The organism is Novosphingobium terrae, from assembly GCF_017163935.1.
GTDB lineage: Bacteria > Pseudomonadota > Alphaproteobacteria > Sphingomonadales > Sphingomonadaceae > Novosphingobium > Novosphingobium terrae.
Genome location: NZ_JABVZR010000001.1, coordinates 3,141,396 through 3,167,850, shown reverse-complemented (window position 1 = coordinate 3,167,850; position 26,455 = coordinate 3,141,396). Strand labels below are relative to the sequence as shown.

At 65.8% G+C, this 26,455-nt stretch carries 23 protein-coding genes; 13 read left to right on the top strand and 10 right to left on the bottom strand.

Features of this window, described 5'->3' with window-relative positions; genetic code table 11:
• Positions 1-27 precede the first annotated feature (27 nt).
• Entirely contained in the window at positions 28-1,515 is a 1,488-nt protein-coding gene (locus HGK27_RS14160; protein WP_241127164.1) for an efflux transporter outer membrane subunit, read from the bottom strand.
• 436 nt (positions 1,516-1,951) lie between these two features.
• Positions 1,952-2,893, bottom strand: a complete 942-nt coding sequence (locus HGK27_RS14155) for a LysR family transcriptional regulator (protein WP_206241355.1) — start codon at positions 2,891-2,893, stop codon at positions 1,952-1,954.
• A 117-nt stretch (positions 2,894-3,010) separates the two neighbouring features.
• On the opposite strand from HGK27_RS14155, the gene HGK27_RS14150 reads away from it, so the two are divergent.
• Genes HGK27_RS14150 through HGK27_RS14115 form a run of 8 tightly spaced genes read left to right on the top strand, consistent with a single transcriptional unit; the run spans position 3,011 to position 10,655 of the window.
• A complete protein-coding gene (locus tag HGK27_RS14150; protein WP_206241354.1) occupies positions 3,011-4,000 on the top strand; it encodes an SPFH domain-containing protein in 990 nt (329 codons plus the stop codon).
• Positions 4,001-4,009: 9 nt separating this feature from the next.
• Positions 4,010-4,681, top strand: coding sequence for a DUF4178 domain-containing protein (locus tag HGK27_RS14145; RefSeq protein WP_206241353.1), 672 nt, complete (start codon positions 4,010-4,012; stop codon positions 4,679-4,681).
• Positions 4,678-6,084, top strand: coding sequence for a DUF4178 domain-containing protein (locus HGK27_RS14140; protein ID WP_206241352.1), 1,407 nt, complete (start codon positions 4,678-4,680; stop codon positions 6,082-6,084). The genes HGK27_RS14145 and HGK27_RS14140 overlap by 4 nt, the downstream gene beginning before the upstream one ends.
• Positions 6,081-6,266, top strand: a complete 186-nt coding sequence (locus tag HGK27_RS14135) for a hypothetical protein (RefSeq protein WP_206241351.1) — start codon at positions 6,081-6,083, stop codon at positions 6,264-6,266. The genes HGK27_RS14140 and HGK27_RS14135 overlap by 4 nt, the downstream gene beginning before the upstream one ends.
• A 17-nt stretch (positions 6,267-6,283) precedes the next feature.
• Positions 6,284-7,861, top strand: a complete 1,578-nt coding sequence (locus tag HGK27_RS14130; RefSeq protein WP_407674622.1) for a polyamine aminopropyltransferase — start codon at positions 6,284-6,286, stop codon at positions 7,859-7,861.
• 3 nt (positions 7,862-7,864) lie between these two features.
• Entirely contained in the window at positions 7,865-9,484 is a 1,620-nt protein-coding gene (locus HGK27_RS14125; protein ID WP_206241350.1) for an NAD(P)-binding protein, read from the top strand.
• On the top strand, positions 9,481-9,849 hold the full coding sequence (speD, locus tag HGK27_RS14120; RefSeq protein WP_206241349.1) for an adenosylmethionine decarboxylase: 369 nt from the start codon (positions 9,481-9,483) through the stop codon (positions 9,847-9,849). The genes HGK27_RS14125 and speD overlap by 4 nt, the downstream gene beginning before the upstream one ends.
• Before the next feature lie 59 nt (positions 9,850-9,908).
• Positions 9,909-10,655 carry a lysophospholipid acyltransferase family protein gene (locus HGK27_RS14115; protein WP_206241347.1) on the top strand — a complete coding sequence of 249 codons (747 nt, stop codon included), beginning with the start codon at positions 9,909-9,911 and terminating at the stop codon, positions 10,653-10,655.
• Positions 10,656-10,921: 266 nt separating this feature from the next.
• Here HGK27_RS14115 and HGK27_RS14110 read toward each other — a convergent pair whose 3' ends face one another.
• Together HGK27_RS14110 and HGK27_RS14105 are read right to left on the bottom strand one after the other, a co-directional pair.
• Positions 10,922-11,728 (bottom strand): GNAT family N-acetyltransferase, encoded by an 807-nt coding sequence (locus HGK27_RS14110; RefSeq protein WP_206241345.1) that lies wholly within the window; start codon positions 11,726-11,728, stop codon positions 10,922-10,924.
• A gap of 249 nt (positions 11,729-11,977) precedes the next feature.
• Positions 11,978-14,365, bottom strand: coding sequence for an autotransporter outer membrane beta-barrel domain-containing protein (locus HGK27_RS14105; RefSeq protein ID WP_206241343.1), 2,388 nt, complete (start codon positions 14,363-14,365; stop codon positions 11,978-11,980).
• 294 nt (positions 14,366-14,659) lie between these two features.
• Here HGK27_RS14105 and fghA point away from each other — a divergent pair, with 294 nt between their 5' ends.
• Positions 14,660-15,505, top strand: a complete 846-nt coding sequence (gene fghA, locus HGK27_RS14100; RefSeq protein ID WP_206241341.1) for an S-formylglutathione hydrolase — start codon at positions 14,660-14,662, stop codon at positions 15,503-15,505.
• Between the two features lie 15 nt (positions 15,506-15,520).
• On the opposite strand, the gene HGK27_RS14095 is transcribed toward fghA, so the two are convergent.
• The gene (locus tag HGK27_RS14095; RefSeq protein WP_206241340.1) at positions 15,521-15,961 is read right to left on the bottom strand and encodes a winged helix-turn-helix transcriptional regulator; all 441 of its coding nucleotides are present in this window, start codon (positions 15,959-15,961) and stop codon (positions 15,521-15,523) included.
• A gap of 72 nt (positions 15,962-16,033) precedes the next feature.
• Here HGK27_RS14095 and HGK27_RS14090 point away from each other — a divergent pair, with 72 nt between their 5' ends.
• Positions 16,034-16,834, top strand: a complete 801-nt coding sequence (locus tag HGK27_RS14090; protein WP_206241338.1) for an SDR family NAD(P)-dependent oxidoreductase — start codon at positions 16,034-16,036, stop codon at positions 16,832-16,834.
• A gap of 61 nt (positions 16,835-16,895) precedes the next feature.
• Here HGK27_RS14090 and HGK27_RS14085 read toward each other — a convergent pair whose 3' ends face one another.
• Entirely contained in the window at positions 16,896-18,998 is a 2,103-nt protein-coding gene (locus tag HGK27_RS14085; RefSeq protein WP_241127163.1) for a catalase, read from the bottom strand.
• Between the two features lie 199 nt (positions 18,999-19,197).
• On the opposite strand from HGK27_RS14085, the gene rpiA reads away from it, so the two are divergent.
• Positions 19,198-19,893: a ribose-5-phosphate isomerase RpiA gene (gene rpiA / locus HGK27_RS14080; protein WP_206241335.1), complete on the top strand. Its 696-nt coding sequence runs from the start codon at positions 19,198-19,200 to the stop codon at positions 19,891-19,893.
• Here rpiA and HGK27_RS14075 read toward each other — a convergent pair.
• Complete coding sequence (locus tag HGK27_RS14075) at positions 19,890-20,189, bottom strand: UvrB/UvrC motif-containing protein (RefSeq protein WP_206241334.1); 300 nt, start codon at positions 20,187-20,189, stop codon at positions 19,890-19,892. The genes rpiA and HGK27_RS14075 overlap by 4 nt on opposite strands.
• Positions 20,190-20,517: 328 nt before the next feature.
• On the opposite strand from HGK27_RS14075, the gene proP reads away from it, so the two are divergent.
• Complete coding sequence (gene proP / locus HGK27_RS14070) at positions 20,518-22,089, top strand: glycine betaine/L-proline transporter ProP (RefSeq protein ID WP_206241333.1); 1,572 nt, start codon at positions 20,518-20,520, stop codon at positions 22,087-22,089.
• A gap of 39 nt (positions 22,090-22,128) precedes the next feature.
• Here the strand turns inward: proP and HGK27_RS14065 are convergent, their stop codons facing one another.
• On the bottom strand, positions 22,129-22,305 hold the full coding sequence (locus tag HGK27_RS14065; protein WP_206241332.1) for a hypothetical protein: 177 nt from the start codon (positions 22,303-22,305) through the stop codon (positions 22,129-22,131).
• A gap of 218 nt (positions 22,306-22,523) precedes the next feature.
• Between HGK27_RS14065 and HGK27_RS14060 the strand changes: the two genes are divergently transcribed.
• A complete protein-coding gene (locus tag HGK27_RS14060; RefSeq protein ID WP_241127388.1) occupies positions 22,524-23,945 on the top strand; it encodes a GH1 family beta-glucosidase in 1,422 nt (473 codons plus the stop codon).
• A gap of 23 nt (positions 23,946-23,968) precedes the next feature.
• Here HGK27_RS14060 and HGK27_RS14055 read toward each other — a convergent pair whose 3' ends face one another.
• Positions 23,969-25,177, bottom strand: a complete 1,209-nt coding sequence (locus HGK27_RS14055) for an MFS transporter (protein WP_206241330.1) — start codon at positions 25,175-25,177, stop codon at positions 23,969-23,971.
• On the bottom strand, positions 25,174-26,217 hold the full coding sequence (locus HGK27_RS14050) for a LacI family DNA-binding transcriptional regulator (RefSeq protein ID WP_241127162.1): 1,044 nt from the start codon (positions 26,215-26,217) through the stop codon (positions 25,174-25,176). The genes HGK27_RS14055 and HGK27_RS14050 overlap by 4 nt, the downstream gene beginning before the upstream one ends.
• Positions 26,218-26,455: the final 238 nt, after the last annotated feature.

Below are 26,455 nucleotides of genomic sequence, written 5' to 3'. Positions count from 1 at the left end.
TGAACGGCTTGGCGGGCGGGCGCCCTGTTATGGATTGGCTTTTGGCGCGGCAGATGTGTCAGGGATCGGCGTGAAGCCGCCGCCCATCGCCACCACCAGCTGCACACGCGCCGACAGGCCATCGGCGGCCAGACCTGTCTGGGCCTGACGCGCGGTCAGCAGGCGCTGCGCCGAAGATAGCGTGTCGAACCGCGTGCCAAGGCCGCTGCGCAGCCGCACCTGATCGAGCCGCTGGGTCTGCTCCAGCCCCGCGACCACGCGGCCCTGCTCTTCCAGATCGGCCTTGTTGGTGGCCACGGTGGAGAGCGCGTCTGCTGCTTCCTTCACCGCCTTCACCACCGCATCATTGTATTGCGCGATGGAGATATCCACCCCCGTTACCGAGGCGCGATAGCTGGCGCGCAGAGCGCCGCCCTCGAAGATGGGCAGATGGATCGCCGGGCCGCCGCCGCCAGTCATGGCGGCTCCGGTCAGCAGATGCGACAGGCCAAGCGCGCTGGTGCCGATAAAGGCCTGAATGTTCACATCGGGGTAGAAGGCGGCGCGTGAATATTTCACGCCGCCTTGCGCCATCTCCACATGGGTGAGGGCCGAGGCGATGTCCGCGCGGCGGGCCAACAGGTCGATGGGCAGGGCATCGGGCACCGGCAGGGCGCTGTCGAAATGCAGGGTGGCGGGCTGGATCGTGGCGTAATAATCCGCCCCGCGCCCGGCCAGAGCCGCCAGCGCATACACCGCCATCAGCCGCTGCCCTTCGGCGCGGGTCTGGGCCTGCTGCGCTTCGGCCAGCAGGGTGCGGGCGGCGGCCATATCCAGCTCGCTGGCGAGTTTGGCATTGACCCGCGCCTGAGTCAGATCGAGCTGCTTCTGCCGTGCCTGCACGAAATCGACGGAGAGTTTGGTCAGCGCCTCGGCCCGCGCCAGATTGACATAGGCCTGCGCCACCGCGCCCGACAGCGATACACGCGCCGCCGCCACATCGAGCGCCGATCCGCGTGCAAAGGTCCGGGCGATGCCGATCAGCGCCTTCTGCTTGCCCGCCAGATCGAGCGACCAGCTAAGGTCGGCCTCAAGGTTGTTCATCGAATTCCATGATCCACCCAGCGGCGCGGGATAGATCGAGCGGTTCGAAAAGCGCTCTTCGGTAAAGGAGCCCTGCGCGCTGACCTGAGGCAGCAGCCCCGCCTTGGTGTAGCGGATCGCGCTCTGCGCCAGATCGATGCGCGCCATCGCCTGTTCCAGCGTGGGGCTGCCGGCCAGAGCGTCGCTCATGATGCGGTTCAGTTGCGGGTCATCCAGCGCGGTCCACCACTCGGGCGCGATGGTCGCGGCTTCGGGCCCGGTGAGCCCCATGGCGGGGGCATCGGCGACTTTCAGCTTCGGCTGGTCATGCGGCACCGCCGCGCAGCCGGCCAGCAAGATGACGCCCGCCAGCGCGGCAAGGCTGCGCAGGCTGGCGGGCGTTGCGCGGGCCACGGGGGGGACGCCGGCCCGGCGCGAATGTGGATCGGTCATCAACACGGGTTTCCGTTTGTCAGGCGACAATCTGTCGTAACGCAGACTGGCAGGACGCTCAGCCGCGCGCGCCTCAAGGGGGGAGGAAGGGCGTGAGCAGGATATAGAAGATGGAATGGGAGATGATTATCCCCCACGGCGTCATAATAGAAATGATAATTGCGTGCCAATCAAGGGGGTAGAAAGGACAATGCGAGGGGGGTACCCCCTCGCGCTCCCATAACGTCTTCCGACGCAAGGGCAGTGTCACCCGATCCCTGCGCGCCAACTCTCCACCTGCCAGGCGCCGCAGGCAATCAAATCCCGGAACCTCCGCATTGGGCTATCGGGACCTGACTGCGGCGCGGCAATCTGAGCGCAAGGCCGAACCCGAAACGCAACGTAGACATTCATGGGAGCGCGAGGGTGTAACACCCTCGCATCTTCTCTTGTCTTCCTAACTGACTTTCCGCGCCTGATTGGCCAGCACCTCATGCGCCAGCCGCTCCTGCAGGAAATCCAGCAGCACCCGCACCCGGGCCGGTCGAGCGCGCCCCGGCGGTGTCACCAGATAGATCGGGCGTGGCGGCACGTTCCATTCCGGCAGCAGTTCGATCAGGCGGCCGTCTTTCAGGTGAGGCATGATGAAGTAGTCGGCCATCACCCCGATGCCCACGCCGCTGACCAAGGCCGGGATCATCGCATCGGCGTTGTTGGCGCGGAAGCGGGGTTGCACGCGGACGTTGATCGGCTCGCTGTCGGGGCCGGCGTTCTGGTGGGCGAAGGTCCATTCGGTGGCGTCGGGGATATGGCTGGCGACCACCGTGGGGTAGCGGGCCAGATCCTCGGGCCCCTGCGGCATGCCGAGGCGCTCGATCAGGCTGGGCGCGGCCACCAGCGGGCGGCGCAGCGTCCACAGGCGGGTGGCGTGCAGGGTGGAGGCGCTGACGACCTCAAGCTGCACGGCGGCGTCGAAGCCCTCGGCCACGATGTCCACCTGATTTTCGGTGAGGACCAGATCGACCTCGATCTCCGGGTAGCGCTCCAGAAAATCGGGGAGGGCGGGGGCGATGATCTCGATGCCCATGGCGCTGAGGGTGGCAAGGCGCACAAGGCCGCGCGGGGACACCGCCTCCTCGATGATATCGGCCTCGATGGCGGCGCCGTCGGAGAGGATGCGGGTGGCGCGGGCGAGGGAGAGGCGCCCGCTTTCGGTCAGCGTCAGCTTGCGGGTGGTGCGCTGGAAGAGGTTGGTGCGCATGCGCGCCTCCAGCCTTGCGACGGCCTTGGAGACGGTGGTCTTGGCCAGCCCCAGCTCCTCTGCGGCGCGCGAAAAGCTGCCGCGCTGGGCGACCTTGGCGAAAATGGCCCAGCCTTCGAAATCGGGGAGAGTGGACATGGCGGCCTGCCTAGCATGGCATCCCGTGTCCGTCCTGTCGCAATTTGCTTGGCGGGCGAGGTGTGTTGTCCTAGGATGACACCTCGTTGGGGCAGACACCGATCCAAGGATGCGACCATGTTCGATTTCCTGCGCAAACAGTTCATTGACGTTATCGAATGGCATGAAAGCCCGGGTCAGGTGGCCTGGCGCGTGCCTTTCGACGGGCATGAGATCAAGAATGGCGCGCAGCTGACGGTGCGCGACGGCCAGATCGCTGCTTTCATGAACGAAGGCCAGCTGGGCGACTATTTCGGCCCCGGCCTGCACACGCTGGAAACCGGCAATCTGCCGGTGCTGACCACGCTGATGAACTGGGACAAGGGGTTCAATTCGCCCTTCAAGTCCGATGTGGTGTTCGTCAGCCTGAAGGAGCAGGCGGGGCTGAAATGGGGGACGCCTCAGCCGATCACGGTGCGCGATGCCGAATTCGGCGCGATCCGTCTGCGGGCCTTTGGCAGCTATTCCTTCAAGGTCGGCGATCTCAAGCTGTTTCTGGAGCGCGTGCTGGGCACCACCACCGAGGTCTGGGCGCAGGGGCTGGAGAACCAGCTGCGCTCGGCCATCGTGACGGCGATTGCCACGGCGCTGGGCGGCGGGGGCATTCCCTTCCTCGATCTGGCGGGCAATCAGCAGAAGCTCTCGGACACGATCAAGGCCGAGGTCGACAAGGCCTTTGCGCAATGGGGTCTGGTCTGCCTGACCTTCTATGTCGAAAGCGTGTCGCTGCCCGATGAGGTGCAGGCGCATCTCGACAAGGGCTCCTCGATGCGCGTGCTGGGAGACATGGGCAGCTACACCCGCTTTCAGGCAGCCGAGGCGATCGAGGCGGCGGCTGGCAGCGATGGCGGCGTGGCCGGGATCGGCGCCGGGGCGGCGGCCGCTGCGGCGCTGGGCGGCGCGATGAGCGCCGGGCTGGGGCAGGCTGCTGCGGCGGCAGCCCCGGCGGCGCCTGCGGAAGACCCCTTCGCTTTGCTGGAAAAGCTGCACAAGCTGCTGACCATCGGCGCGATCAGTCAGGAAGAGTTCGACGGCAAGAAGGCCGAAATCCTGGCGCGCGTAAAGTAACAGGCCAGCATGTCCGACCTTCTCTGCCCGCAATGCGGCGCCCCGGTGCCGCTGCGCAGCGCCGCCATGCCCTATGCCGTCTGCGGCCATTGCCAGAGCGTGATCCTGCGTGAGGGAGACGCCGCCACGCGCATCGGCGAGGCAGCCAGCCTGCCTTTCGATGTCTCGCCCATCGAGCTGGGCACGCGCGGCACGGCGCCCGATGGCGCGCCTTTCACCGTGGCCGGGCGCGTGCGCTGGGGCTGGGGCGATGGCGCGTGGAATGAATGGCTGCTGGCGCTGCCGGGTGGCGGTTATGCCTGGCTGGGTGAGGCGATGGGGCAGTTCCAATATCTCACCGAGCGCAAGGATCTGCTCGATCACCCGCTGCTGCGCGATGTCGCTGCGGGCGGTTCCCTGCCACTCGGCGCGGTGATCGAGCTGGACGGGCGGATCTTCACTGCCACGGATGTGAAGCGCGCCACCTGCCTTGGCAGCGAGGGCGACCTGCCTTTCGCCACCCCCATCGGTCTGGCCATCGACAGCATCGACTTTCGTGAACCGCTGGGCGCGGCGCTCTCGATCCAGCGCGATCCCGATGGCGTCTCGGCCTATGCCGGGGCCTACATCGATCTTGGCGCGCTCAAGCCCAAAGGCCTGCGCCAGATCGAGGGCTGGACCCTGCCGGAGGCCCTGCGGTGACCGACGCGCCAAAACCCCAAGCCGCAAGCCCGTCGGCACGCGCCATTACCTGCCCCTCCTGCGGGGGCACCATCGGCATCAAGGCGGCGGGCTACACCGTTTCGGTGGCCTGCCTCTATTGCGGCACCGTGCTGGATGTCGCCCATGACGATGTGCGGATCATCGCCGAGTACCATCAGGCGGTGGCCAGGCTCGACATTCCGCTGGGCACGCGCGGCACCCTGTTTGGCGTGGAATGGGAGGCCATCGGCTGGCTGGAGCGTTCCGGCGCGGGAGCGGTCTGGCAGGAATATCTCCTGTTCAACCCCTATGCCGGCTACCGCTGGCTGGTGCTGAGCGAGGGCGACTGGCAATTCGGCACCATGCTGACGGACCGGCCCGAAACGGTCTCGGATGAGGTCGTGCGCTGGCGCGGCAATGGCTATGAGCTGGATGACGAACCCTATCGCATCGCCACGCGGCGCGTGCTGGGCGAGTTCTACTGGCGGGTGCGGGCGGGCGATCAGGTCGATGCCGCCGTCTTCACGCGCGGGCGCGAACAACTCTCCTGCGAATGGAATGCCGAGGAGACGCAGTGGACCCAGATGGTCCCGCTCACCGGCCGCAAGGTGGGCGAGGCCTTCGGGCCGAAGGGCACCGCAGGCCCCAAAGGCAAGGCCGGGCCCAAGGGCAAGTCCAAAGCTGCGGCTGCTGCCCCGCAAGGCCCTTACAGCAGCTGGTCGGATCGGCCTTTCTCCGCTCAGGGCGATGTGCGGCGGATGCTGGGCTGGGGGCTGGTCGCGCTGGTGGTGATGCTGGTGGTGATGGCCACGCTGGCGGGCGACCGTGCGGGCATGTCGGGCACGATGCAGGTGGAGGTCGATGGCGGCGGGGCGCATGGCAATTATGGCCCGGTTACCGTCAACCGTGCCACCCAGATGGTGACGATCCGGCTGGAAGGGCAGGGTTTCACCAACAAATGGGTGAATGTGCAGCTCTCGCTGGTCAATCGCGCCACGCATCAGGCCATCCCCGCCGAAGCCACGCTGGAGCATTACAGCGGCACCGATTCCGATGGCGACTGGAGCGATGGCGACCGTGATGCCACGCTCCATCTCTATGATGTGCCGCGCGGCAGCTACAATCTGCTGATCGAGGCGCGGGCCCATGACTGGCATGATCCCAATGCCATCACCACGTCGAGCCTGATGCCCGATCCGCTGATGCCCAATGGCCTGCCCACCCCCGATCCCGCCAACCCGTGGGGACTGGCGGTGAAGCCGCCGCCCGAGCAGATCGCGATGCGGTTTGTGGTGGAGGATGGCGGGATGGACTGGCCCTTGTTCTCCACCTTTGCCGTGTTGATCCTGGGCGTGCCCTGCGTGATCCTGATCTACCGCCTGAGCGGGGGAGGTCAGCGATGAGCCAGCGCATGATCCTCTTCGCGCTGTGGTGCGCTCTGCTGGTGCTGGCCTCGGGCGCGGCGGCCTGGACGGGCTGGTCGCCCTATGGCGACGATGATGGCGGGGCGCGCAGCGGTCCGCATGGCGGGAGCAGCCATGGCGGTTACTATGGCGGCCACTGGTACGGCCCGATGCACAAGTGAAGCTCCCAAGTGAACCAATGAACGATTTTCAAGATGATGTGACGCCTGCGGGTGCTGGCATGGGTGCTGCCCCTGCCGAGGGATGGTCGCGCACCCATGCCGCGATCCTGCTGCTTTCCGTGCTGGTGGTGGCCACCTGCGGGCTGATCTACGAATTGCTGGCGAGCACGCTGGCCAGCTATCTGCTGGGTGACAGCGTGACCCAGTTCTCGACGGTGATCGGCACCTATCTCTTCGCCATGGGGGTGGGCAGCTACCTCTCGCGCTATGTGCGCGGCGATGAGCTGGGCGCCTTTATCCGTGTCGAGGTGATGATCGCCCTGCTGGGCGGGTGGAGCGCGGCGGGGCTGTTTCTGGCCTATCCGCTGGCCGATGATTTCCGGCTGCTGCTCTATGCGCTGGTGCTGCTGATCGGCATGCTGGTGGGGCTGGAAATTCCGCTGCTGATCCGCATCCTGCGCGGGCGCTTCGCCTTTCGCGAGCTGGTCTCCAATGTGCTGACCTATGATTATGTCGGCGCGCTGATCGCTTCGCTGGCCTTTCCGCTGTTTCTGGTGCCGCATCTGGGGATGATCCGCACGGGGATGGTGTTTGGCCTTGCCAATGTGGCGGTGGCCATCGCCCTGCTGCTGGTGCTGCGCGAACAGCGGCGCGTGGGCGGGGATCTGCTGGCCTCGGCGCTGGTAGCCGTTAGCCTGATCGTCGGCCTGTGTCTGGCCGAGCGTATCCAGCGCTATTCGGAGGTCGCCTATTATGGCGAGGGGGTGATCCATGCCCGCTCCACGCCCTATCAGCGCATCGTGCTGACGCGGCGTGGGGGCGAGCTGCGGCTCTATCTCAACGGCAATCTGCAATTCTCCTCGCGCGACGAGTATCGCTATCACGAGGCGTTGGTCTGGCCGGTGCTGGGCCGGGTTGCCACCCCGCGCCATGTGCTGATCCTTGGCGGCGGCGACGGCCTTGCCGCGCGCGAGGTTTTGAAAGACCGCACCGTCCAGCATATCGATCTGGTCGATCTGGACCCGGAGATGACCCGCATGTTCCGCCAGACGGCGCAGCTGGTGGCACTCAATCGCGGGTCGCTGTCCGATCCGCGCCTGACGGTGACCAATGCCGATGCCTTCCGCTGGGTGAGGCAGGCGCGCGGACCCTATGATGCGGTGATCATCGATTTTCCCGATCCCACCGAATATTCGCTGGGCAAGCTCTACACCGAAAGCTTCTACCGCGAGGTCTCGCGCCTGCTGGCCCCCGATGGGGTGATGGTGGTGCAGTCGACCAGCCCCCTTGTGGCGCCGCGTTCCTACTGGACGGTGGCCAGCACGTTGGAGGCCTCGGGTCTGGCCGCGCGGGGCTATCATGTTTACGTTCCCAGCTTTGGCGAGTGGGGCTATACGCTGGCGGCGCATGATCCGGCGCGGCTGGCCAGCGCGGCGGTGCTGCCTGCCGGGCTGAAATTCCTGACGCCCGCCACCGAAAGGCTGATGTTCGATTTTCCCCCCGATATGGCCCGCCGCGCCACGCCGGTGAACCGGCTGGACAACCAGGCTCTGGTGCGCAGCTTTTCGGAAGAATGGTCGCATTATGAAGGCTGAGGCATGACCCTCGATATTGGCCGTCGCGGCGTTTTGGCCGGGGGATTGGCGGCCAGCCTCGCCGGATGTGCCGGCGAAAGCGAAAAGACGTACCCCGGCAAGCTGCTGGGCGCGGATTTCGATCGCGGCCATGCGCTGCGTGATCTCGATCCGGCGCGAGCCGTGGCGGAAACCGGCCCGGAAGAGCGCGTTGGCGTGCTGATCGCGGGCGGCGGTGTGGCAGGGCTGGCGACCGGCTGGCGGCTGGCCGAGGCCGGTTTCGACAGTTTCACCCTGCTGGAACTGGAAGACGACATCGGCGGCAATGCGCGCGGTGGGGCCAATGCGGTCAGCGCCTTCCCATGGGGCGCGCATTACCTGCCGATCCCCAACAGGGAAGCCAAGGCGCTGATCCATATGCTGAAGCAATTCGGCATGATCATCGGCGAGGAGGGCGGCGCCCCCGTCTACGACCCCTATCAGATCTGCGCCGATCTGGAGGAGCGCCTGTTCTGGCAAGGCGCCTGGCAGGAAGGCCTCTACCCCACCACCGGCCTCTCGGCGGACGACACCGCCCAGCGCGACCGTTTCAGCACGATGATGGCCGGTTTCTCCAAGGCGACAGGCAAGGATGGCCGCCCGGCCTTCGCCAGCCCCATGGCGCTGTCCAGCCGGGACGAAGCCTATACCGCGCTGGATCGCACCAGTTTCGCTGCATGGCTGGACCAGCAGCACTTCACCAGCGGCCCCTTGCGCGCCTACATCCGCTACTGCTGCCGCGACGATTATGGCGCCGAGCTGGAGCATGTCTCGGCCTGGGCGGGCATCCGCTATTTCGCCTGCCGCCGGGGCTGGGCCGCGCGCGGCATCAGCGACCGCGAACTGGTCTGGCCCGAGGGCAACACGCGCCTCTCGCATGAGATGGGCAAGCACATCGCCCCGCATATCCGCAGCGGGCAGAGCCTTGTCCATGCCGTGCCTCAGGAGGGCGGCGGCGTGCTGGCGCTGGCCTATGACCATCGCGCCAAAGCCCTGCGCCGCTATCGCGCCGATGCGCTGGTTCTGGCCATGCCGCAGTTCGTGGCGCGCCATCTGGTGGCCGGGATCAGCGCTCAGGGCCTGACCTATGCACCATGGGTGGTGGCCAACATCACCACCTCGCGCTGCCCCGAGGGGCCGGGGGTGCCCCTGGCGTGGGACAATGTTTCGGCGGCCTCCGATCATCTGGGCTATGTGGTGGCCACGCATCAGACCGCCTCGGGCGCCGATGGGCCTACCGTGCTGACATGGTATACGGCGCTCTCTCAGGGCAAACCGGAGGATCAGCGCCGTATGATGCTCACCCGCCCGCTGGCCGAGTGGCAGCGCCTGATCGCCACCGACCTGCTCGCCATGAACCCCGATCTGGAGGGCGCGATCCAGAGCATCGACGTCTGGCGCTGGGGCCATGCCATGATCCGCCCCACGCCCGGTTTCCTCACCAACCCCGCGCGGCTGGCCGGAGAGGCGCTGTCCGGCCCGGTGTTTCACGCCCATTCGGACCTCTCCGGCCTGTCGCTGTTCGAGGAAGCGCATTATCGCGGGGTGGTCGCCGCCGAAGCCGCCCTGTCCTTCCTCGATACGCCTTACGAGAGCCTGCTGTGACCGCCCATCATCCCGCCAAAGGCCTCCATCTGATCGCCGATCTGGCCGGAGGCGCCCCCGCGCCGCTCAGCGATCCCGCGCTGATCGAGCGCGTGCTGCGCGCGGCGGCGGATGCGGCGAAGGTGCGCATCGTCGGCCTCAACCTCCACCATTTCGGCGTGGAGCAGGGCGTGACCGGCGTGGCGCTGCTGGCGGAATCCCATATCTCGATCCACAGCTGGCCCGAGGAAGGCGTGGCCGCCATCGACATCTTCGTCTGCGGCGAGGGCGCCGATGCCTGGGCAGCCCTGCGCGCCATCGAAGAGGGGCTGGCGATGCGCTCCACCCATGCGCAGGCGATCCCCCGCCTTGGCGCGCGCACTTGATAAGATCGCTTTTGATGTCATAGGCTTCCCGTGTTGGGTGGCACACGAAAAGGGGGCTTGTGAGCGCTTTGCGTGATCGATGGAGGCTGGCGCGCGCCGCGCTGGGGTTTGGCGCACTGCTGGTGCTGGCCGGCCCGTGGCTGCTGCTGCCCAAATCCTCACGTCTCCGGCGCGGTCTGGGCGTGCTGGCATGGCGCGCGCTGCTGGGCGGCTTCGGCATCCGCATCGAGGTTCACGGCAAGCCCATGCCCGGCGCGCTGATCGTCGCCAATCATGTTTCATGGATCGACATTCCCGTCTTCGGCCGCACGGTGGATGCCGGTTTCGTGGCCAAGGATGATGTGGCCGACTGGCCGTTAATCGGCCGCCTCACCGCCGCCTATGGCTGCCTCTTCGTCTCGCGCGAGGCGCGCGGCAAGGCGGGCGAGCAGGCCGGCGCGCTGGCAGCGCTTCTCTCCCATGGCCGCAGCCTGATCCTCTTCCCCGAGGGCACCACCGGCGAAGGGGATGCCTGTCTGCCCTTCCGCTCCAGCCTCTTCGCGCTGATCCCGCCCGGAACGCCGGTGCAGCCGGTGACCTTGCGTTATTACCACGCGGATGGATCGCCTTTGGATGCTGCCGAGCGTCGTGCGGTCTCGTGGATCGGGGATGATGAGTTGGCGCCTCACGCTCTGGCTCTGGCCAAAAGCGACGGGTTGTTGGCGAAGCTGTGGTTCGATGAACCGATCCCGGCGGGGGAGCGCAAGGCTTTGACGCGCGCCTGTTTCGACGTGATTGAAGGCAGGTTGGAAGAAAGCAGAAAGTAAGGGAAAAGCGAGGGGGTTACCCCCTCGCGCTCCCATTTCGTCTCCCGACGCAAGGGCGGTGGCACCGCTTCATTGCGCCCCGGCTCTCCGCCAGTGCAACGAAAAGGCGCCGCAGGCAGAAAGCCCCGGCGCCATGCGATAGGCTGGCATTTTTAGAGCCTGCGGCGCTGCAACCTTGGCACTTTGGCTGAACCCATAGCGCCCACGCAGACATTCACGGGAGCGCGAGGGTGTAACACCCTCGCACCTTCCCCTTCAGACCTTCTTCAAGCCGCGACGCTAAACCGCGTAGCATACCGCCCGGCGATGGCTTCCACCGGCATCAGCACGCAAACGTCAACGGTGTTGAAGGCGTGATCGATATAGGCGCCGTCACCAAACTGCGCGCCCACCCGCATATAGCCCTTCACCAGAGGCGGCAGCAGGAACAGCGCGCGGCGCTGGTCATAGCTGCCGCGCGGCAGGCGCTCCAGAGCCACGCCATCCTTCACCACGGGGCGGCACTCGACCGGGGCGAGGTGATGGTGCGCAAGGCAGGAGAGCGCCTCGGCATGGGCATCGGGGTCGATGCCGGGGAAAGAGGCGCAACCGAAGAGCGCGCCGATGGAATGCTGGCCGATGTAGTCGGCGATGCCGCGCCACAGCAGCTGGATCGTGGCGCTGGTGCGATAGGCGGGTAGCACGCAGGAGCGGCCCAGTTCCAGCAGCTCGCGGCCCGGCTGGGCACTGGCGATCAACGGGGTGAGGTCGAACTCGCCTGCGGAGTAGAAGCCACCGGCGCCCCGCGCCACGCTCTCACGCAGCAGGCGGTAGGTGCCGACGACCTGCATATCCTCGGGCGCGCCTTCGTCGATCACCAGCAGGTGGTCGCAGACGGCGTCATAGGCGTCGCTGTCGAGGCCGGGGGTGGGGGCATCATGCGCGGCATGAGCGCCCATCTCGGTGAAAAACACCTGCCAGCGCAGCCGCTGAACGGCGGCCAGATCATGGGCATCGCGGGCCAGACGCACGGAAAGGCGGCGGCTTCCACGGGTATTGGGGGCGGACTGAAGCGAAGTCTGCGGCTCGGCCATCGGGCTCCTCCTGATCCCCATCGGTTAGCAGGGGGATGTGACAGGGCAGCGTCCATCGCGTGAAGCCTCTGTGACAGGCGGGGTGGAAAAAGCGACGGTGATGTGACGGAGCGATGGCAGGACGGCGTCTTATGGCGCGATGATGACAGCGGCCTTGTCATGAACAGTCCCAATGCGGGACGCCATGTAAAAGGGGCGGCGCCTTGCGGCACCGCCCCTGATGAAACGCTTGAAGCGTATCAGGCTGGATCAGAACTCCAGGCGGATGCCCAGGTTGATGCCATGTGCGCTGTAGTTGTTCTCGCGCAGCGTGCCCTGATAGCCCACGAAGAGCGCGCCGGCGTCATCGAAGACCCAGTTGACGCCGAGATTGGCGTCATATTCGCTCTTGCCGGTGGCCAGAGCGGTCACCTGGAAGGCGGTGTTGGGATCGCCGTCGAAATAGGCGTTGATGATGTTGTTGTCGCCGCCGCCGACCTTATGGCGATAGGCAAAGCGCGCATAGGGGCGGAAGATGCCCTTGTTGCGCGTGAAGCTGACGCCGGCCAGTGCGTCGGTGCGGTCGGCCTTGATGCTGCCGACGGTGAGGTCGGCGGCGCCCGCGTTCTGTTCGGTGAAGCTGTTCACCTGGCCCTTGTTGAAGTCGATGCCCACGAAGGGGGTCAGCTTGTAGCTGCCCGCCTCGATGTTGTAGCCCAGGTTCGCGGTGGCCTTGAACAGGCCTTCGCTGGTGCTGGCATTGGCCGTCGTCGAGTAGGAGCCGATGGTGGCGATATGGGTCGCGCTCAGATGGCCATAGTTATAGGCCAGCTGACCCGACAGGCGCAGCTTGCCGAAGTTCTGGGCGGCATAGGCGGCGATGGCCAGATCGCGGTTGGTACCGGTCAGGTTGTTGGCGCCGAAGGTCAGCGAATCGAAGCTGGCGTTGAAGGCCAGACCGATCACATGGTTGGGGCCCGACAGATCGTAACCGGCGGCGAAGCCGAAGAGATTGTCGCGGGTCTTGAAGCCCTTCGACGTGTCCTTGATGCCGCCGACCTGGAACTGGCCCTGACCGGTCATCCACCAGCCATCCTCGGGATGGTTGGAGTTCTGGTCGTTCATGCGCAGATCGACGGTGCGCGCGAAGGAGTTGGCCTGATCGCGCAGCGCGGTGGCATAGCCGTAGTAACCCTCAGGCGAGACGGTGTCGAAGAACACCTTGGCCTGCGTGGTGTCCATCACGTCCACCATCGAGAGCAGGGTGATCGACGGGTCCGAGGTCGAGGAGTTCACCGCATTGGTGGCGGTGGTGATCATCGGGTCCAGACCCTTGGCCACGGCCAGCTGGTTGGTGGTGGCGCCTGCCGCCTTCATCACGTCGGAATATTTGAGGTGGGTCGCGGTGACCTGATAGGCCACCTGACCGGTCGACAGGTTGACGATGCTGCCGGTCGAGAAGGTCACGAAAGCCAGCGGGTTGGAGCTGGTGGTCGTGGTGGTCACGCCCGAGCTGTCGGTCGTGCTGGTGGTGACCAGCGTGGTGGCGTTGACCGTCGAGAAGCTGCCGGTGATCGACTTGTCAGCCAGCAGCAGATTGTAGGTCGAGCCCGAGGGGTAGAAGCCCGCCGCGACGTTGACGTTGAGCGTGCCGGCCAGCGTGATGTTGCCGCCGCTGCTCAGATTGCCGCTGGCGTTCGAGGCGTAGAGCTGGCTGTAGCTGGTGCCGGCGGTGGGCAGCGAGGCCCCGGCCGAGGCGATCGCCACATTCAGCGTGCTGCCGCTGTTGAGCACGACATTACCATAGACGGTGACCTGCGTCGGCGCGGCCTGCGTGCCGATGTAGAGCGTGCCGTTGTTGGTCAGCGTCGAGACGGCATCCTGCAGCGTGCCCAGCGCGCTGGCCAGGCCGGTGGTGCCATAGAGGCTCATCGTGCCGTTGTTGGTCAGCGTGGTGGCGTTGCCGGTGTTGATGATGCCGGCGAAGGTGCCCGAAGTGTCGTTCACGAAGGTGACGGTGGTGCCCGACACGGCCGACTGCTGGAAGTTGCCGGTGAAGATGCCGTTGTTATAGGCATACATGTTGCCCGAGCCGGTCACCGAACCGGTGATGCCATAGGCGGTGTTGTAATTGTAGAAGCTGCCGACATTGCTGCCCGAGTTCGTGCCGAACTGGATCGTGCCCGTCACCGCCGCCGCCGAAGCGGTGTTGTTGATGAAGGTGCCGTTCACGCCGGTGAAGTTCACGGCGGGCGTGCCCGAGGTGGCGGTCAGCGTGCCATTGTTGGTGACGGTGCTGTTGGCGCCCACGGTGATGGCGGTCGCGCCGCTGGTGGTGCCCGTCGAGGTGATCGTGCCGTTGTTGGTCACGGTGGCGCTGTCACCCAGCACCACGCCGCCGGCGGCTGCGGTGTTGCTGATGGTGCCCGCGTTGGTCAGCGTGGAGCCCGAAACGGTGGCCGTGATCGGCGCGGTAACCGTCGCGCCCGAATTCACGGTGATGTTGGCTGCCGACGTGCCCGTGTAGGTGTAGGAGGTCGAGGTGCCCGAGCAGGTGACCGTCGAACCGCTGGCGGAGCACTGCGCCCATGCGGCGGCGGGCAGCAGAAGCGCCGTAGAGGTAATCGTGGTCGCGGCAACGCGGCGAGCCGCGCGCATGCGAGAGGTGGACCTTGCCATTACCCGTCGTGTCCCTTGTCTTACTGTGTCGCCATCCCGGCACCCAGCCGAGTGGCGTCCGGAGCGTGAACCCCGAATGAATGAACGTAGCGCGCCATCCGCTGCACTGAAAGGCGGGCAAAGGCAATGGCAAAAACCATGTCAGGGCGCGGACTTTGGGGAAAAAGGCCGCTGTTTGCGATGGGTCGGGCCCGGGGGTTGGCAAGGTAGCCCGTTTCGCGGCTTTGGCCTATGGGGGCCAGCGTGAACCCATGATGAAAGGCGGATGACAGGATGACGCTCGAACAGGTGAGTCTGAATAAGGCTTTTGGCGGCGAGCAGGGCGTGTGGCAGCATGCATCGCGCGAAACAGGCACCTCCATGCGTTTTTCCGTTTTCGTTCCGGAGCATAAGCCCGGCGAGAAGCTGCCGGTACTGTGGTATCTCTCGGGGCTGACCTGCACCCATGCCAATGTCACCGAAAAGGGCGAGTATCGCCGGGCCTGTGTGCGGCATGGCATCATTTTTGTGGCGCCAGATACGTCTCCGCGTGGTGAGGGTGTGGCCGATGATGAGGCCTATGATCTGGGGCAGGGCGCGGGTTTCTATGTCGATGCGACGCAGGCGCCATGGGGCCCGCATTTCCGCATGCGCTCCTACATCGAGCAGGAGTTGCCCGCGCTGCTGGCCCAGCATTTCCCGGCGGATCTCTCGCGGCAGGGGATCACCGGCCATTCGATGGGCGGCCATGGCGCGCTGACCATCGGGCTGCGTAATCCCGGGCGCTTCCGCAGCGTCAGCGCCTTTTCGCCGATCGTGGCGCCGCTGCAATGTCCCTGGGGCGAGAAGGCGCTGACCGCCTATCTGGGCGAGGATCGGGCGGACTGGCGCCCCTATGACGCCGTGGCGCTGATCGAGGATGGCGCGCGCCTGCCCGACCTGCTGGTCGATCAGGGCGAGGCGGATAATTTCCTCGAAGGGCAGCTCAAAACCCATCTGCTGGCTCAGGCCTGCAAGGCGGCGGGCATCCCGGCCACCATCCGCATGCAGCCGGGTTACGATCATTCCTACTATTTCATCTCCAGCTTTATGGAGAACCATATCGACTGGCATGCCGCCCGCCTGAAAGCTGACCTCTGAAGGCGGATTGAGGTGTCAGCCTGACGGCGGCACCTGCTTCAGATTCATCTCCGCCAACAGGCGCCCTGAGAGCCGGTCGATCACCACGGGGTCGACCGGCTTTTGCGTGTCTGCATCGATGGTGGTGCTGGTGGCGGGGGCCTCACAATGCTGGCGGCCCCAGGCGCCGATGGCCAGCAGCACGGGCAGGAAATCGCGGCCCTTGGGCGTCAGCACATATTCGTCGCGCGGGGGCTGCTCGCAATAGCGGCGCTTTTCCAGCAGGCCATGGTCCACCAGCGCGGCCAGACGGCGCGTGAGGATGTTGGGCGCGATCCCCAGACTGGCGCGAAACTGGTCGAAACGCGTGATGCCAAGCCCGGCATCGCGCAGGATCATCATGCTCCAGGCATCACCCACCAGGGTCAGCGCGCGGCCGACGGGGCAGGGGCCTTGCGAAAATTTCTCATTGTCCATTGCAGAATGATAGCGACGTTACTATCATTTTGCAAGTGACTCGGAAGCGACGGGTCTCGCAGGAGAACGATCATGAGCAAGAATCTTGGAACAGCCCTGATTACCGGCGCCTCCACGGGCATTGGCGCCACCTATGCCCGCCGTCTGGCGGCGCGCGGTTACGATCTGGTGCTGGTTGCCCGCGACGAGGCCCGTCTGCAGGCACTGGCCAGCGCATTGCGCGCCGAGCAGGGCGTCACCGTGGAGGTGCTGCGCGCCGATCTGACCGCTCAGGCCGATCTGGAAGCCGTGGAGCAGCGTCTGAGCGGGAATGACATCACCCTGCTGATCAACAATGCGGGCATGTCGCTCAACGGCGGCATTCTCGACAACGGGCCCGAGCAGCTGGAGCGCATCATCGCCCTCAACATCACCGCACCCACGCGACTGGCTTCGGCTGCGGGCAAGGCCTTTGCGGTGCGTGAGAAGGGGGGCATCGTCAACATCGCCTCGGTGCTGGCGCTGGCGCCCGAGATGTTCGATGGCGTCTACAGCGGTACCAAGGCCTATGTGCTGAACCTCAGCCAGTCGATGGCGCAGCAGCTGAGCGGCAAGGGCGTGCATGTGCAGGCCGTGCTGCCCGGCGCCACCCGCACCGAAATCTGGGAGCGTTCGGGCAAGGATATCGACGCCTTCCCCGCCGAGATGGTGATGGAGGTTGGCGATCTGGTCGATGCCGCGCTGCTGGGGCTGGATCGCGGCGAGGTGGTGACCATTCCGCCGCTGGCCGATGAAAGCCAGTGGGAGGCTCTGCAGGCGGCACGGCTGGCCATGGGGCCGGGCCTGTCGCGCCGCGATGTGGCGCCGCGCTATCGTCAAAGCGCCGAAGCGTAAGCAGCGAAAACCGGCCGCCACCCCGTTTCGGGCATGGCGGCCGGTTGCGGGACGCGGAGCCTCAGGCCAGCAGGCGCACCTTTGGCTCGCGGTCCCAATGGCGGGCGGGGGCGGTTTTGGTAAAGGCGTTGATCTCCACCACGCCTTCGTCGGGTTCAAGGCCCCATTGCTCCAGCAGGGCCCTGGTGGCAGGGCAGGCGCCGATGGTCTTGCAATGAGCATAGGCATCGGCGAACCAGCCATGCGCCGCACTGTCCTTGGCCAGCTTTTGCGAGGCATCGGGCATGATGATCGAGGCCACCGCATCGAACAGCACTGAAGGACTGCCCGCCAATTGCCCATCGGCCTTCAGCGTGCCGCCCTTCACCTTGATGCCACCCACCCTGGGCGCCACGAGGAAGGCGGTGCCCCCGGCCTTTTCGATCTGGCCCTTCAGCTTTTCGATGGCCTCAAGGTTCGATCCCTCGGCGAAGAGGATCGCCACCTTGCGGCCAGAGAGCGAAGGCTGCCCCTGCTCAAGGATCGAGAGCGCGGGCGAGGGGGCCATATCCACCGGCTCGCGCGCCGCTTCTGCGGCTGCGGGCAGATCGATGGCCAGCCCATCGGCGACGCGTTTGGACAGATCCTCATCCACATTGCGCAGGCGTGAGAGCACCCGGCTGCGCACATGGTCCAGCCCCACCTTGGAGAGTTCAAAGACGATGGCGCTGGCCAGATGCGCCTGCTCGATCGGCGTTTGCGAGCGGTAAAACAGCCGCGCATGGCTGTAGTGATCGGCAAACAGATCGGGCCTGATGCGGATGCGCGTATCGCCCTCATTCTCGCCCAGATTGCGCGGGAAGGAGGTGAAACCGGTCGCCGGGCATTCGCGCGGGCCGCCCTCTTCGCCCGCCTCGGCAAGGCTGTTGGGCTCGTAATTGGCACGGCCCTTGGGGACCTGCGTCTGCATCATCCCGTCGCGCTGGAAGTTGTGGAAGGGGCATTTGGGCGCGTTCACCGGGATCTGGTGGAAGTTCGCCGTCCCCAACCGTGACTTCTGCGTGTCGAGATAGGAGAACAGGCGCCCCTGCAGCAGCGGATCGGCGGTAAAGTCGATGCCGGGCACGATGTTGCCGGGGCAGAAGGCGACCTGCTCGGTCTCGGCGAAGAAATTGTCGGGATTGCGGTTGAGCGTCATGCGCCCGATGATCCGCACCGGCACCACCTCTTCGGGGATCAGCTTGGTGGCGTCGAGCACGTCATAGGCCTGCTCCATGGCCCAATCTTCCTCGAAGATCTGCACGCCCAGATCCCAGGCGGGGAAGTCTCCGCTGGCGATGGCTTCATAGAGGTCGCGACGGTGGTAATCGGGATCGGCGCCCGCGATCTTCACCGCCTCATCCCAGCAGGTCGATTGCAGGCCCTGCACCGGCTTCCAGTGGAACTTCACCAGCTTGCTCTCGCCTCTGGCATTGACCAGCCGGAAGGTGTGAACCCCAAACCCCTCGATAAAGCGCAGCGAGCGCGGGATCGCCCGGTCAGACATCGCCCACATGATCATATGGATCGTCTCGGGCATCAGGCCCACGAAATCCCAGAAGGTGTCATGCGCGCTGGCGGCCTGCGGATAGCCCCGGTCAGCCTCCATCTTCACGGCATGGACCAGATCGGGGAATTTCATCGCGTCCTGAATGAAGAAGACCGGGATGTTGTTGCCAACCAGATCCCAATTGCCTTCATCGGTGTAGAATTTCACCGCGAAGCCGCGCACATCGCGCGGCGTATCGACGCTGCCCGCGCCGCCCGCCACGGTGGAGAAACGGGTGAAGACCGGCGTCTGCTTGCCCTTCTTCGCGAAGAGTCCGGCGCTGGTCAGCTCGGGGATGGGATCGGTGCATTCGAACACCCCATGCGCGCCCGAACCGCGCGCGTGGACGATGCGTTCGGGAATGCGCTCATGGTCGAAATGGAAGATCTTTTCGCGCAGCACGAAATCTTCCAGCAGCACCGGACCGCGCGGACCGGCTTTCAGACTGTTCTGATTGTCGCTGACGCGGATGCCCTGATTGGTGGTGAGATGGGCCTCGGCGGACTCGTGAGCGCCTTTGGGCGGCACGGCCTGATGGGTTTCACCTCCGGCGCCGATCCTGGTTTCGAAAGCGGGCTGGGCAGGCTTCTTGGGCATGATGGGCATCCCTGTGGTCTGGCGGAAAGAGGGCTGCCGTTGCGGCAGTCGCGGCTCGTCCTGTCCAAGTGCCGGGAGCTGCCGGTGTTCCCCCATAAGGGTCAGCGGAGCGCCCCATGCGCCATGCCGTGATCGCCGGGGTTGAGACAGGCGCGGGGATGGCCCATGTCCTGCCTGTACCCCCGCAGCAGGACGCAGCATGACCCACGCCTATCCCACGCCCGATGACCGCAAACGCGCCGCTGCCGAGGCTGCCGTCGCGCTGATCCAGCCCGGCATGCTGGTGGGGCTGGGCACCGGCAGCACGGCGGCCCATGCGGTGGAGGCCCTGGGGCGGGCGGTGGCGGAGGGGCTGGATGTCCGTGCCGTGGCCACCTCGCGCGCCACGGCGACCCATGCGGCGCGGCTGGGCATTGCGGTGTTGAAACCGCATACCGTGTCGCGGATCGATCTGTGCATTGATGGTGTGGACGAGATCGACCCCGCCTTCCTTGCCATCAAGGGCGCGGGCGGGGCGATGCTGCGCGAAAAGATCGTGGCGGGCATGGCCGCGCGGATGATCGCCATCGCCGATGACAGCAAGGCCGTGGCGCGGCTGGGCGGCCATCCCGTGCCGGTGGAGGTGCTGCCCTTGGCGCAGGCCTTTGTGGCGCGGGCTGTGCAGGATCTGGGCGGTGATCCGGTGCCGCGCATCGATGGCGCAGGGGCTCTGGTGAAAACCGACCAGGACAACATCATCCTCGACGCCCATTTTACCGGCGCGCAGGACTGGCGGGCGATTGCGGCGCGGATGGATGCCATTCCCGGCCTGCTGGGCCATGGGCTGTTTCTGGACGAGGTGCAGACGCTATGCCTCGGCACCGCCGATGGCGCGGTGCTGACGGAAAGGCCTTAATCCTGATCCTTCTTGCCGCGTGACGGGCTTCGGTTGCGGCCCTTTGTCATCGGGTCCGGCTTGGCGGGTTTCTTCCAGCCGGGCGGGGGCGTCATGCGCTGCTGGCTGGTGCCCAGACCCATCGCGCCGGGCTGCTGACGCGTCAGGCCCGAGGTGTCGGCCTGACGGGCTTCCTCCGCGCTGGCGCCGCCGCGCATCAGACTGATCCTGTCACGCAGGCGCTTGGCTTCCTCGAAATCGAGGGCAGCGGCGGCGGCCTCCATGCGGGCCTGCAGGCTTTCGATGCTGTCGGTCATGAGGCTTCAACGCTTATGGCTGGTTGCAGTGCCGAAAGGGATCGCGCTGAGGGGCGGCTTTGTCCATCAAATAAACGATTTGGGATTGCTGCATTGCCGCAAAAAACCGGGTCGAGGGCGCGATTTTGGCCTTTTGGGCACACCCCGCCCTGCCTGATGCACAGTTCGTCCATCTCTTTCCCCATGAGGTCGATGAACGGTTTAAGCGCCTGCTCACACCGCTTGATGCCACATTCGGCGTCGCTTCATTCACGGTCGTTGTTTCGGCCCCCTCTGCCATGTGTCTGTGCCCTTTGCGCGCGGGCTTTCGGCGGAACCGGAGATATGCATGTCCGCAAGCCACGCGCAAAGCGTGTCGACACGTCACGCCCATCGTGCGCCTGCGCACCAGAAACGGCGCGCCCATTTCGGCTGGTTCAAAAGCAGCGACCAGCTCAAGCTGCATGAAGTCACCCTTGTCGATCGCGCAACGCTCAACCGTGCGGCGGGTGCCGCCGCGCTGGGCAATGCCATGGAATGGTTCGATTTTGGCGTTTACGGCTATCTGGCTGTCACGCTGGGCAAGGTCTTTTTCCCCTCCAGCAGCCCTTCGATCCAGCTGATCGCCACCATGGGCGCCTTCACCGCCGCCTTTGTCGCCCGCCCGCTGGGCGGCTTCGTCTTCGGGCCGCTGGGCGACCGTTATGGGCGGCACAAGATTCTGGCGCTCACCATGGTGATGATGGCGCTGGGCACCTTTGCCATCGGCCTGATCCCCTCCTATGCGCGGATCGGCATGGCGGCGCCGGTGCTGCTGCTGGTCGCGCGGCTGGTACAGGGCTTTTCCACCGGCGGCGAATATGGCGGCGCGGCGACCTTCGTGGCCGAATATTCCACCGACCGGCGCCGCGGCCTGATGGGCAGCTGGCTGGAGTTCGGCACGCTGGGCGGCTTTATCCTTGGCGCGGCCATGGTGGCTGGATTGCAGCGGATGCTCAGCACGCATGACATGCTGGACTGGGGCTGGCGCATTCCCTTCCTGATCGCCGGGCCGCTGGGTCTGCTGGGCCTCTATATGCGCCTCAAGCTTGAGGAAACTCCGGCGTTTCAGGCCTATAGCGAGGAAGCCGACAAGCGCGAGCTGACCCGCCCCCGCCTGCGCGAGCTGTTCACCACCCATTGGCCTCAGCTGGTCAAATGCATGGGTCTGGTGCTGGTCTTCAACGTCACCGACTATATGCTGCTGACCTATATGCCCAACTATCTCAGCGTGACGCTGGGCTATGCCGAGAGCAAGGGGCTGCTGCTGATCGTGCTGGTGATGCTGGTGCTGATGCCGCTCAACATTCTGGGCGGGCTCTTCAGCGACCGGCTGGGCCGCCGCCCGATGGTGATCGGCGCCTGCGCGGCGATCCTGCTGCTGGCCATTCCCTGCATGCATCTGATCGCATCGGGCAATGATGTGTTGATCTTTCTGGGGCTGATGGTGCTGGGTCTGGCGCTGGTCTGCTTCACCAGCACCATGCCCTCCACGCTGCCCGCGCTGTTCTACACGCCGGTGCGTTACAGTGCGCTGTCGATCGCCTTCAACATCTCGGTGACGCTGTTCGGCGGCACGACGCCGCTCTTCACCGCCTGGCTGGTGGAGCGCACCGGCGATCCGATGATGCCCGCCTATTACATGATGGGCGCGGCGCTGATCGGTCTGGTCACCATGCTGACGGTGCGGGAAACCGCCGGTCTGCCGCTGCGTGGCTCGCCGCCTGCGGTGGAAACCCGCGCCGAGGCGCTGGCGCTGGTGATCGGCGACGATCCGGTGACGGTGGATGAGGAGCTGCCGGACCCGGTTCTGGCCTCCATGCCGGCGGTCGAGCAAGCGCCGGAGCCACGGCGCGATGCGCTGGCACCGCTCTGCCCCTGATCTGACAGACCGGCTCCGCAGCCCATGCGGGGCCGGTTTCTATGAGGCCCGCGGCACCAGCATCCGGTGCATATCATGGCGCGCCACGGCCAGATCGTCATAGGCCTGAGCGACGAAGGCATGGCGCTCGGGCGCCGGGATGGCGCAATGGGCGATGCCATAGATCACCGCCCAGAGCGCCAGAGACAGCGGTATGGCAAAGATCACTCCGCGCATGCACAGAACTCCGTTCATGACTGCCTTCTAGACCCTCGGCCTGAACAGGAGGTGACAGCGGTTTTGCGCTCCTGCCGGGGGGCTGGTGACAGGCTGATCCTTCTACACCAATCAAGTCTTGACATCGATGTCAGTTTCGCAGAGCCATCCGGCGAACCGTTTCCATAAGAACAAGGATGCCTGATATGCCGCCCGAGACCTTTGCCCGTTCCACCATGCTGAGCCGCCGCGATATGGCCCGCGCGCTGGGTGTTGCCGGGGCGGCGGGGCTGGCGCTGGATGGGCCGGGTGCCTTTGCGGCCGCCGCACCTCAGGCCTTCCCCGAGGGGTTCCGCTGGGGCTGCGCCACGGCCAGCTATCAGGTCGAGGGCGCGGTGAAGGAAGACGGGCGCGGCCCCAGCATCTGGGACACCTTCAGCCATACGCCGGGCAAGATCGCTGACGGCTCGACGGGCGATGTGGCCTGCGACAGCTATCACCGTTTCGGCGAGGATATTGCGCTGCTCAAGGGGCTGGGTGTGTCGACCTATCGCATGTCCATCGCCTGGTCGCGCATCTTTCCGGAGGGGAAGGGCACGCTCAACCAGCGCGGGCTGGATTACTACAACCGCGTGATCGACGGACTGCTGGCGGCGGGGATCACGCCTTACGTCACGCTGTTCCACTGGGATCTGCCTCAGGCGCTGCCCGGCGGCTGGCAGAACCGCGACACCGTCCATGCCTATGCCGATTACGCCGGTGTGATGGCCAAGGCGCTGGGCGACCGCGTGAAGAACTTCATGACGGTGAACGAGTTGCGCTGCTTCACCGATCTGGGCCATCAGGACGGCATCCATGCGCCGGGGCTGAAGCTGCCGCCCAAGCTGGTCAATCAGGTGCGCCACCATGGTATTCTGGCCCACGGGCTGGGCGTGCAGGCGGTGCGCGCTCATGCGCCCAAGGACGTGCAGGTCGGTCTGGCTGACAACACCGTCTTCCATGTGCCCGCCATCGAAACCCCCGAGCATATTGAGGCCGCCAAGCGCGCCACGCGCGACCGCAATGCCATGTTCCTCACCGCGATCATGGAGGGGCGCTATCTCGACTCCTATCTGACCGAGGCCGGGGCGGATGCGCCCAAGGTGCAGGCAGGCGATATGGCGGCCATTGGCAGCCCGCTCGATTTTCTGGCGATCAATGTCTACGCCCCGGAATGGGCGCGCGCTGCCGACAATGCCAAGGGTTACGAGGTGATCCCGCATATCGCCTCCTCGCCGCGCATGGCCTCGCCGTGGCTGGTCGTCGGGCCGGAGGTGGCCTATTGGGGCGTGCGTCAGGTCAGCGAGATGTGGCGGCCCAAGGCGGTCTACATTTCGGAAAACGGCGCCTCTGCCGATGACCCGGTGCATGAGGGCCGCGTGGATGACGTGGACCGCATCATGTATCTGCGCAATTATCTGGGCCAGTTCCACCGCGCCGCCAATGAGGGCTATCCGCTCAAGGGCTATTTCCTCTGGAGCCTGATGGACAATTTCGAATGGGCCGATGGCTACACCAAGCGCTTCGGCATCCATTACGTCGATTTCGCCACCCAGAAGCGCACCCCCAAGCTGAGCGCGGCATGGTATCGCGAGGTGATCAAACGCAACGCTCTGGTGTAAGGCCCGCGCGGGGCTGGCGGGTGCTAAACCTTCGCCAGCCCCAGCGACAGCGCGCTGAGCACCACCATCGGCGCCAGCACGCCCAGCAGCAGGGCGAAATGCCCGCCTGAGGCCAGAGACACCGCCAGCGCCGGGCCGACCAGCGAGGGCACGGTGTTGGAGAGATTCTGCAGCCCCATATCGCGCCCGCGATGGCGCGGCGAGGGCAGGGCCTGCACCAGCAGCGCGGCATGCATCGCCAGAAACACATGGGTGCCCACGGCAAACAGTCCATAGCCCAGGGCCGCGCCCTGCCAGCCCCAGTGCCAGTCATAACCCAGACGCATCACCAGCAGACCGGCGGCAGCGGCCAGCACCGCGATCTGCGCCAGCAAACGGCGGCGTGATTGCTGGCGCGCCCAATGCCCGGCGAAAACCGACAAGGGCACCGCCAGCGTGGTGGCGATGGCGCTCAGAATGCTGACCTGCTGGACCAGTGCGGAGGCGGGCAGGCCATGGCTCACCTCCTCGAAATAATAGATCAGATAGTAGGACAGGACGTTCATCGCCGTCTGCGGCAGGAAGCGGGCGATCCATAGCCAGATCTGCTGCTGCAGGGGTTGCTGCAGCATCTGCCCGGTTGCGGGAGCAGTGGGCAGCAATCTTGCCTGCGTCGCCAGCAGCGGCAGCACCATGCCGGTGATCAGCAGCGTCAGCGCCAGATAGGCCAGCGCCTCGCTATGCAGCTCCAGCGCCACCAGCGCCGCGCTCAGCCCCATCGAGAGCGGCTGGGCCACGGTGGTGAGGCCGCTGGCCAGCCCCTTCTGCGCATCGGGCACCTCATCGGCCAGCATCGCCAGCAGCGGGGCCAGCACAAAGTTGATCGCCGCCTGCACCGCGCAGACCGCCAGCAGCAGTTCAGCGGCCCCGTGAGCGGCCCAGACCCAGCCATAGGCCAGCGCCGTTCCCGCCAGCCCGATGCCGATCCAGCCGCGCCGGCTGCGTCCCGCCGCAACAGCGCGGTCGCTGAGCATGCCCGCCACGATGTTCGACAGGCTGGCCACCACCGCGCCTGCCACCAGCACAGTGGAGAGCGCCTCGATCCGGCCCTGATGCGCCATGGCCTCGATCCGCTCGGGCAGCAGGAAGCCGAGCAGCGGCATATAGCTGAGCACGCCCCCGGCATAGGCCAGCGCGAAAGCCAGCAGGAAACGCAGCTTGCGGGGAGGGGGCGCAGCCTCGGCAGATGTCACGGGGCGGCGGCACTCTGGCGCTGCACCAGCGCGAAGGGCAGCTGGAGGCGCGGGGTCGGCTTGTCGCCATCCTTGCCCCCATGGGTGCTGACGCCGCGGCGATATTTGGGATCGACCAGCATATCCACGGCGGCGGCCACCATATCGCTGACCGGCTGGCGCATGGTGGTGATCGGCGGCCAGGAGAAACGCGCGGCGGGCGCATCGTCGAAACCGACGATGGAGAGATCGGCAGGCGCCTCCAGCCCATGCTTGCGCGCGGCGGAGACCGCGCCCAGCGCCATATCATCATTGGCACAGAACAGCGCGGTGGGCAGGGGCCCCTTGCGTGACAGCAGCTCATCCGCGGCGGCAAAGCCGGTCTGGAAGGTGAACATGCCGGGCATCACCCAGTCGCGGTTCACGGTGAGGCCCGCCTCGGCCATTGCCGCCTCGAAACCGGCATAGCGGCGGGCGGCGGCGGCGTGAGTCGGGATGCCCTCGACAAAGCCGATGTCGCGATGGCCCAGCTGGATCAGATGGCGGGTCATATCATGGGCGGCGGCGAATTCATCGATCTCCACCAGCGCGGAACGATCCATCTCCTGCCCGGGCGAGATGCGGACATAGGGCAGGCCGATCTCCTCGATTCGGTTGAGCAGCGGCTCGAAGGTGCAGAGCGGCGGGGGGAGAATCACCCCGTCCAGCCGCAGCCCGGCCACGCCATCGACCACCTGCTCGGCAGCGCCCTCCACAAAGGGATCGATCGGTTCGATGACCAGGTGGTAGCCCAGTTCGCGGCAGCGGCGCAGCGCACCCAGCTGAATATCCGTGGCATAGCCCGACCAATAGGGATCGTAGATAAACAGACCAATCAGATAGGAACGCGCACTCGACAGCCCGCGCGCGAACATATTCGGCTTGTAATTCAGCTCCTCGATCACCCGCAGCACGGTCTCGCGCAGTTGCGGACGCACATGCGTCTCGTTGTTGAGCACGCGCGAGACGGTTTTGGGCGAGACCCCTGCGCGCTGCGCCACATCCTTGATGGTAACGATCACGATAGACCCGATGCTTTCCTTTTGACCCGTTTCTGGCGCCCGCCCGTGCCCTTTGTAGGGCAGGCGGGGCCAGATTAGGCGCTTTCTAGCACGGTGCAAGCGGTGTGGCAGCTTTGCATCGCTTGGTGGCGAATGTTTGACATCGATGTCGGAAACGTATGCGCTCATGTTGACATCGATGTCAAATCAAGACAGATCGCCCATCAGACATGCCAACGGGCATGGAACAGGGAGATGA

Bases quoted from the DNA above. Each gene is read 5' to 3' on its own strand.
- HGK27_RS14160 (WP_241127164.1), bottom strand. From the start codon at position 1,515: ATGACCGATCCACATTCGCGCCGGGCCGGCGTCCCCCCCGTGGCCCGC.
- HGK27_RS14155 (WP_206241355.1), bottom strand. From the start codon at position 2,893: ATGTCCACTCTCCCCGATTTCGAAGGCTGGGCCATTTTCGCCAAGGTC.
- HGK27_RS14150 (WP_206241354.1), top strand. From the start codon at position 3,011: ATGTTCGATTTCCTGCGCAAACAGTTCATTGACGTTATCGAATGGCAT.
- HGK27_RS14145 (WP_206241353.1), top strand. From the start codon at position 4,010: ATGTCCGACCTTCTCTGCCCGCAATGCGGCGCCCCGGTGCCGCTGCGC.
- HGK27_RS14135 (WP_206241351.1), top strand. From the start codon at position 6,081: ATGAGCCAGCGCATGATCCTCTTCGCGCTGTGGTGCGCTCTGCTGGTG.
- HGK27_RS14130 (WP_407674622.1), top strand. From the start codon at position 6,284: ATGAACGATTTTCAAGATGATGTGACGCCTGCGGGTGCTGGCATGGGT.
- HGK27_RS14125 (WP_206241350.1), top strand. From the start codon at position 7,865: ATGACCCTCGATATTGGCCGTCGCGGCGTTTTGGCCGGGGGATTGGCG.
- HGK27_RS14110 (WP_206241345.1), bottom strand. From the start codon at position 11,728: ATGGCCGAGCCGCAGACTTCGCTTCAGTCCGCCCCCAATACCCGTGGA.
- HGK27_RS14105 (WP_206241343.1), bottom strand. From the start codon at position 14,365: ATGCGCGCGGCTCGCCGCGTTGCCGCGACCACGATTACCTCTACGGCG.
- fghA (WP_206241341.1), top strand. From the start codon at position 14,660: ATGACGCTCGAACAGGTGAGTCTGAATAAGGCTTTTGGCGGCGAGCAG.
- HGK27_RS14095 (WP_206241340.1), bottom strand. From the start codon at position 15,961: ATGGACAATGAGAAATTTTCGCAAGGCCCCTGCCCCGTCGGCCGCGCG.
- HGK27_RS14090 (WP_206241338.1), top strand. From the start codon at position 16,034: ATGAGCAAGAATCTTGGAACAGCCCTGATTACCGGCGCCTCCACGGGC.
- HGK27_RS14085 (WP_241127163.1), bottom strand. From the start codon at position 18,998: ATGCCCAAGAAGCCTGCCCAGCCCGCTTTCGAAACCAGGATCGGCGCC.
- rpiA (WP_206241335.1), top strand. From the start codon at position 19,198: ATGACCCACGCCTATCCCACGCCCGATGACCGCAAACGCGCCGCTGCC.
- HGK27_RS14075 (WP_206241334.1), bottom strand. From the start codon at position 20,189: ATGACCGACAGCATCGAAAGCCTGCAGGCCCGCATGGAGGCCGCCGCC.
- proP (WP_206241333.1), top strand. From the start codon at position 20,518: ATGTCCGCAAGCCACGCGCAAAGCGTGTCGACACGTCACGCCCATCGT.
- HGK27_RS14065 (WP_206241332.1), bottom strand. From the start codon at position 22,305: ATGCGCGGAGTGATCTTTGCCATACCGCTGTCTCTGGCGCTCTGGGCG.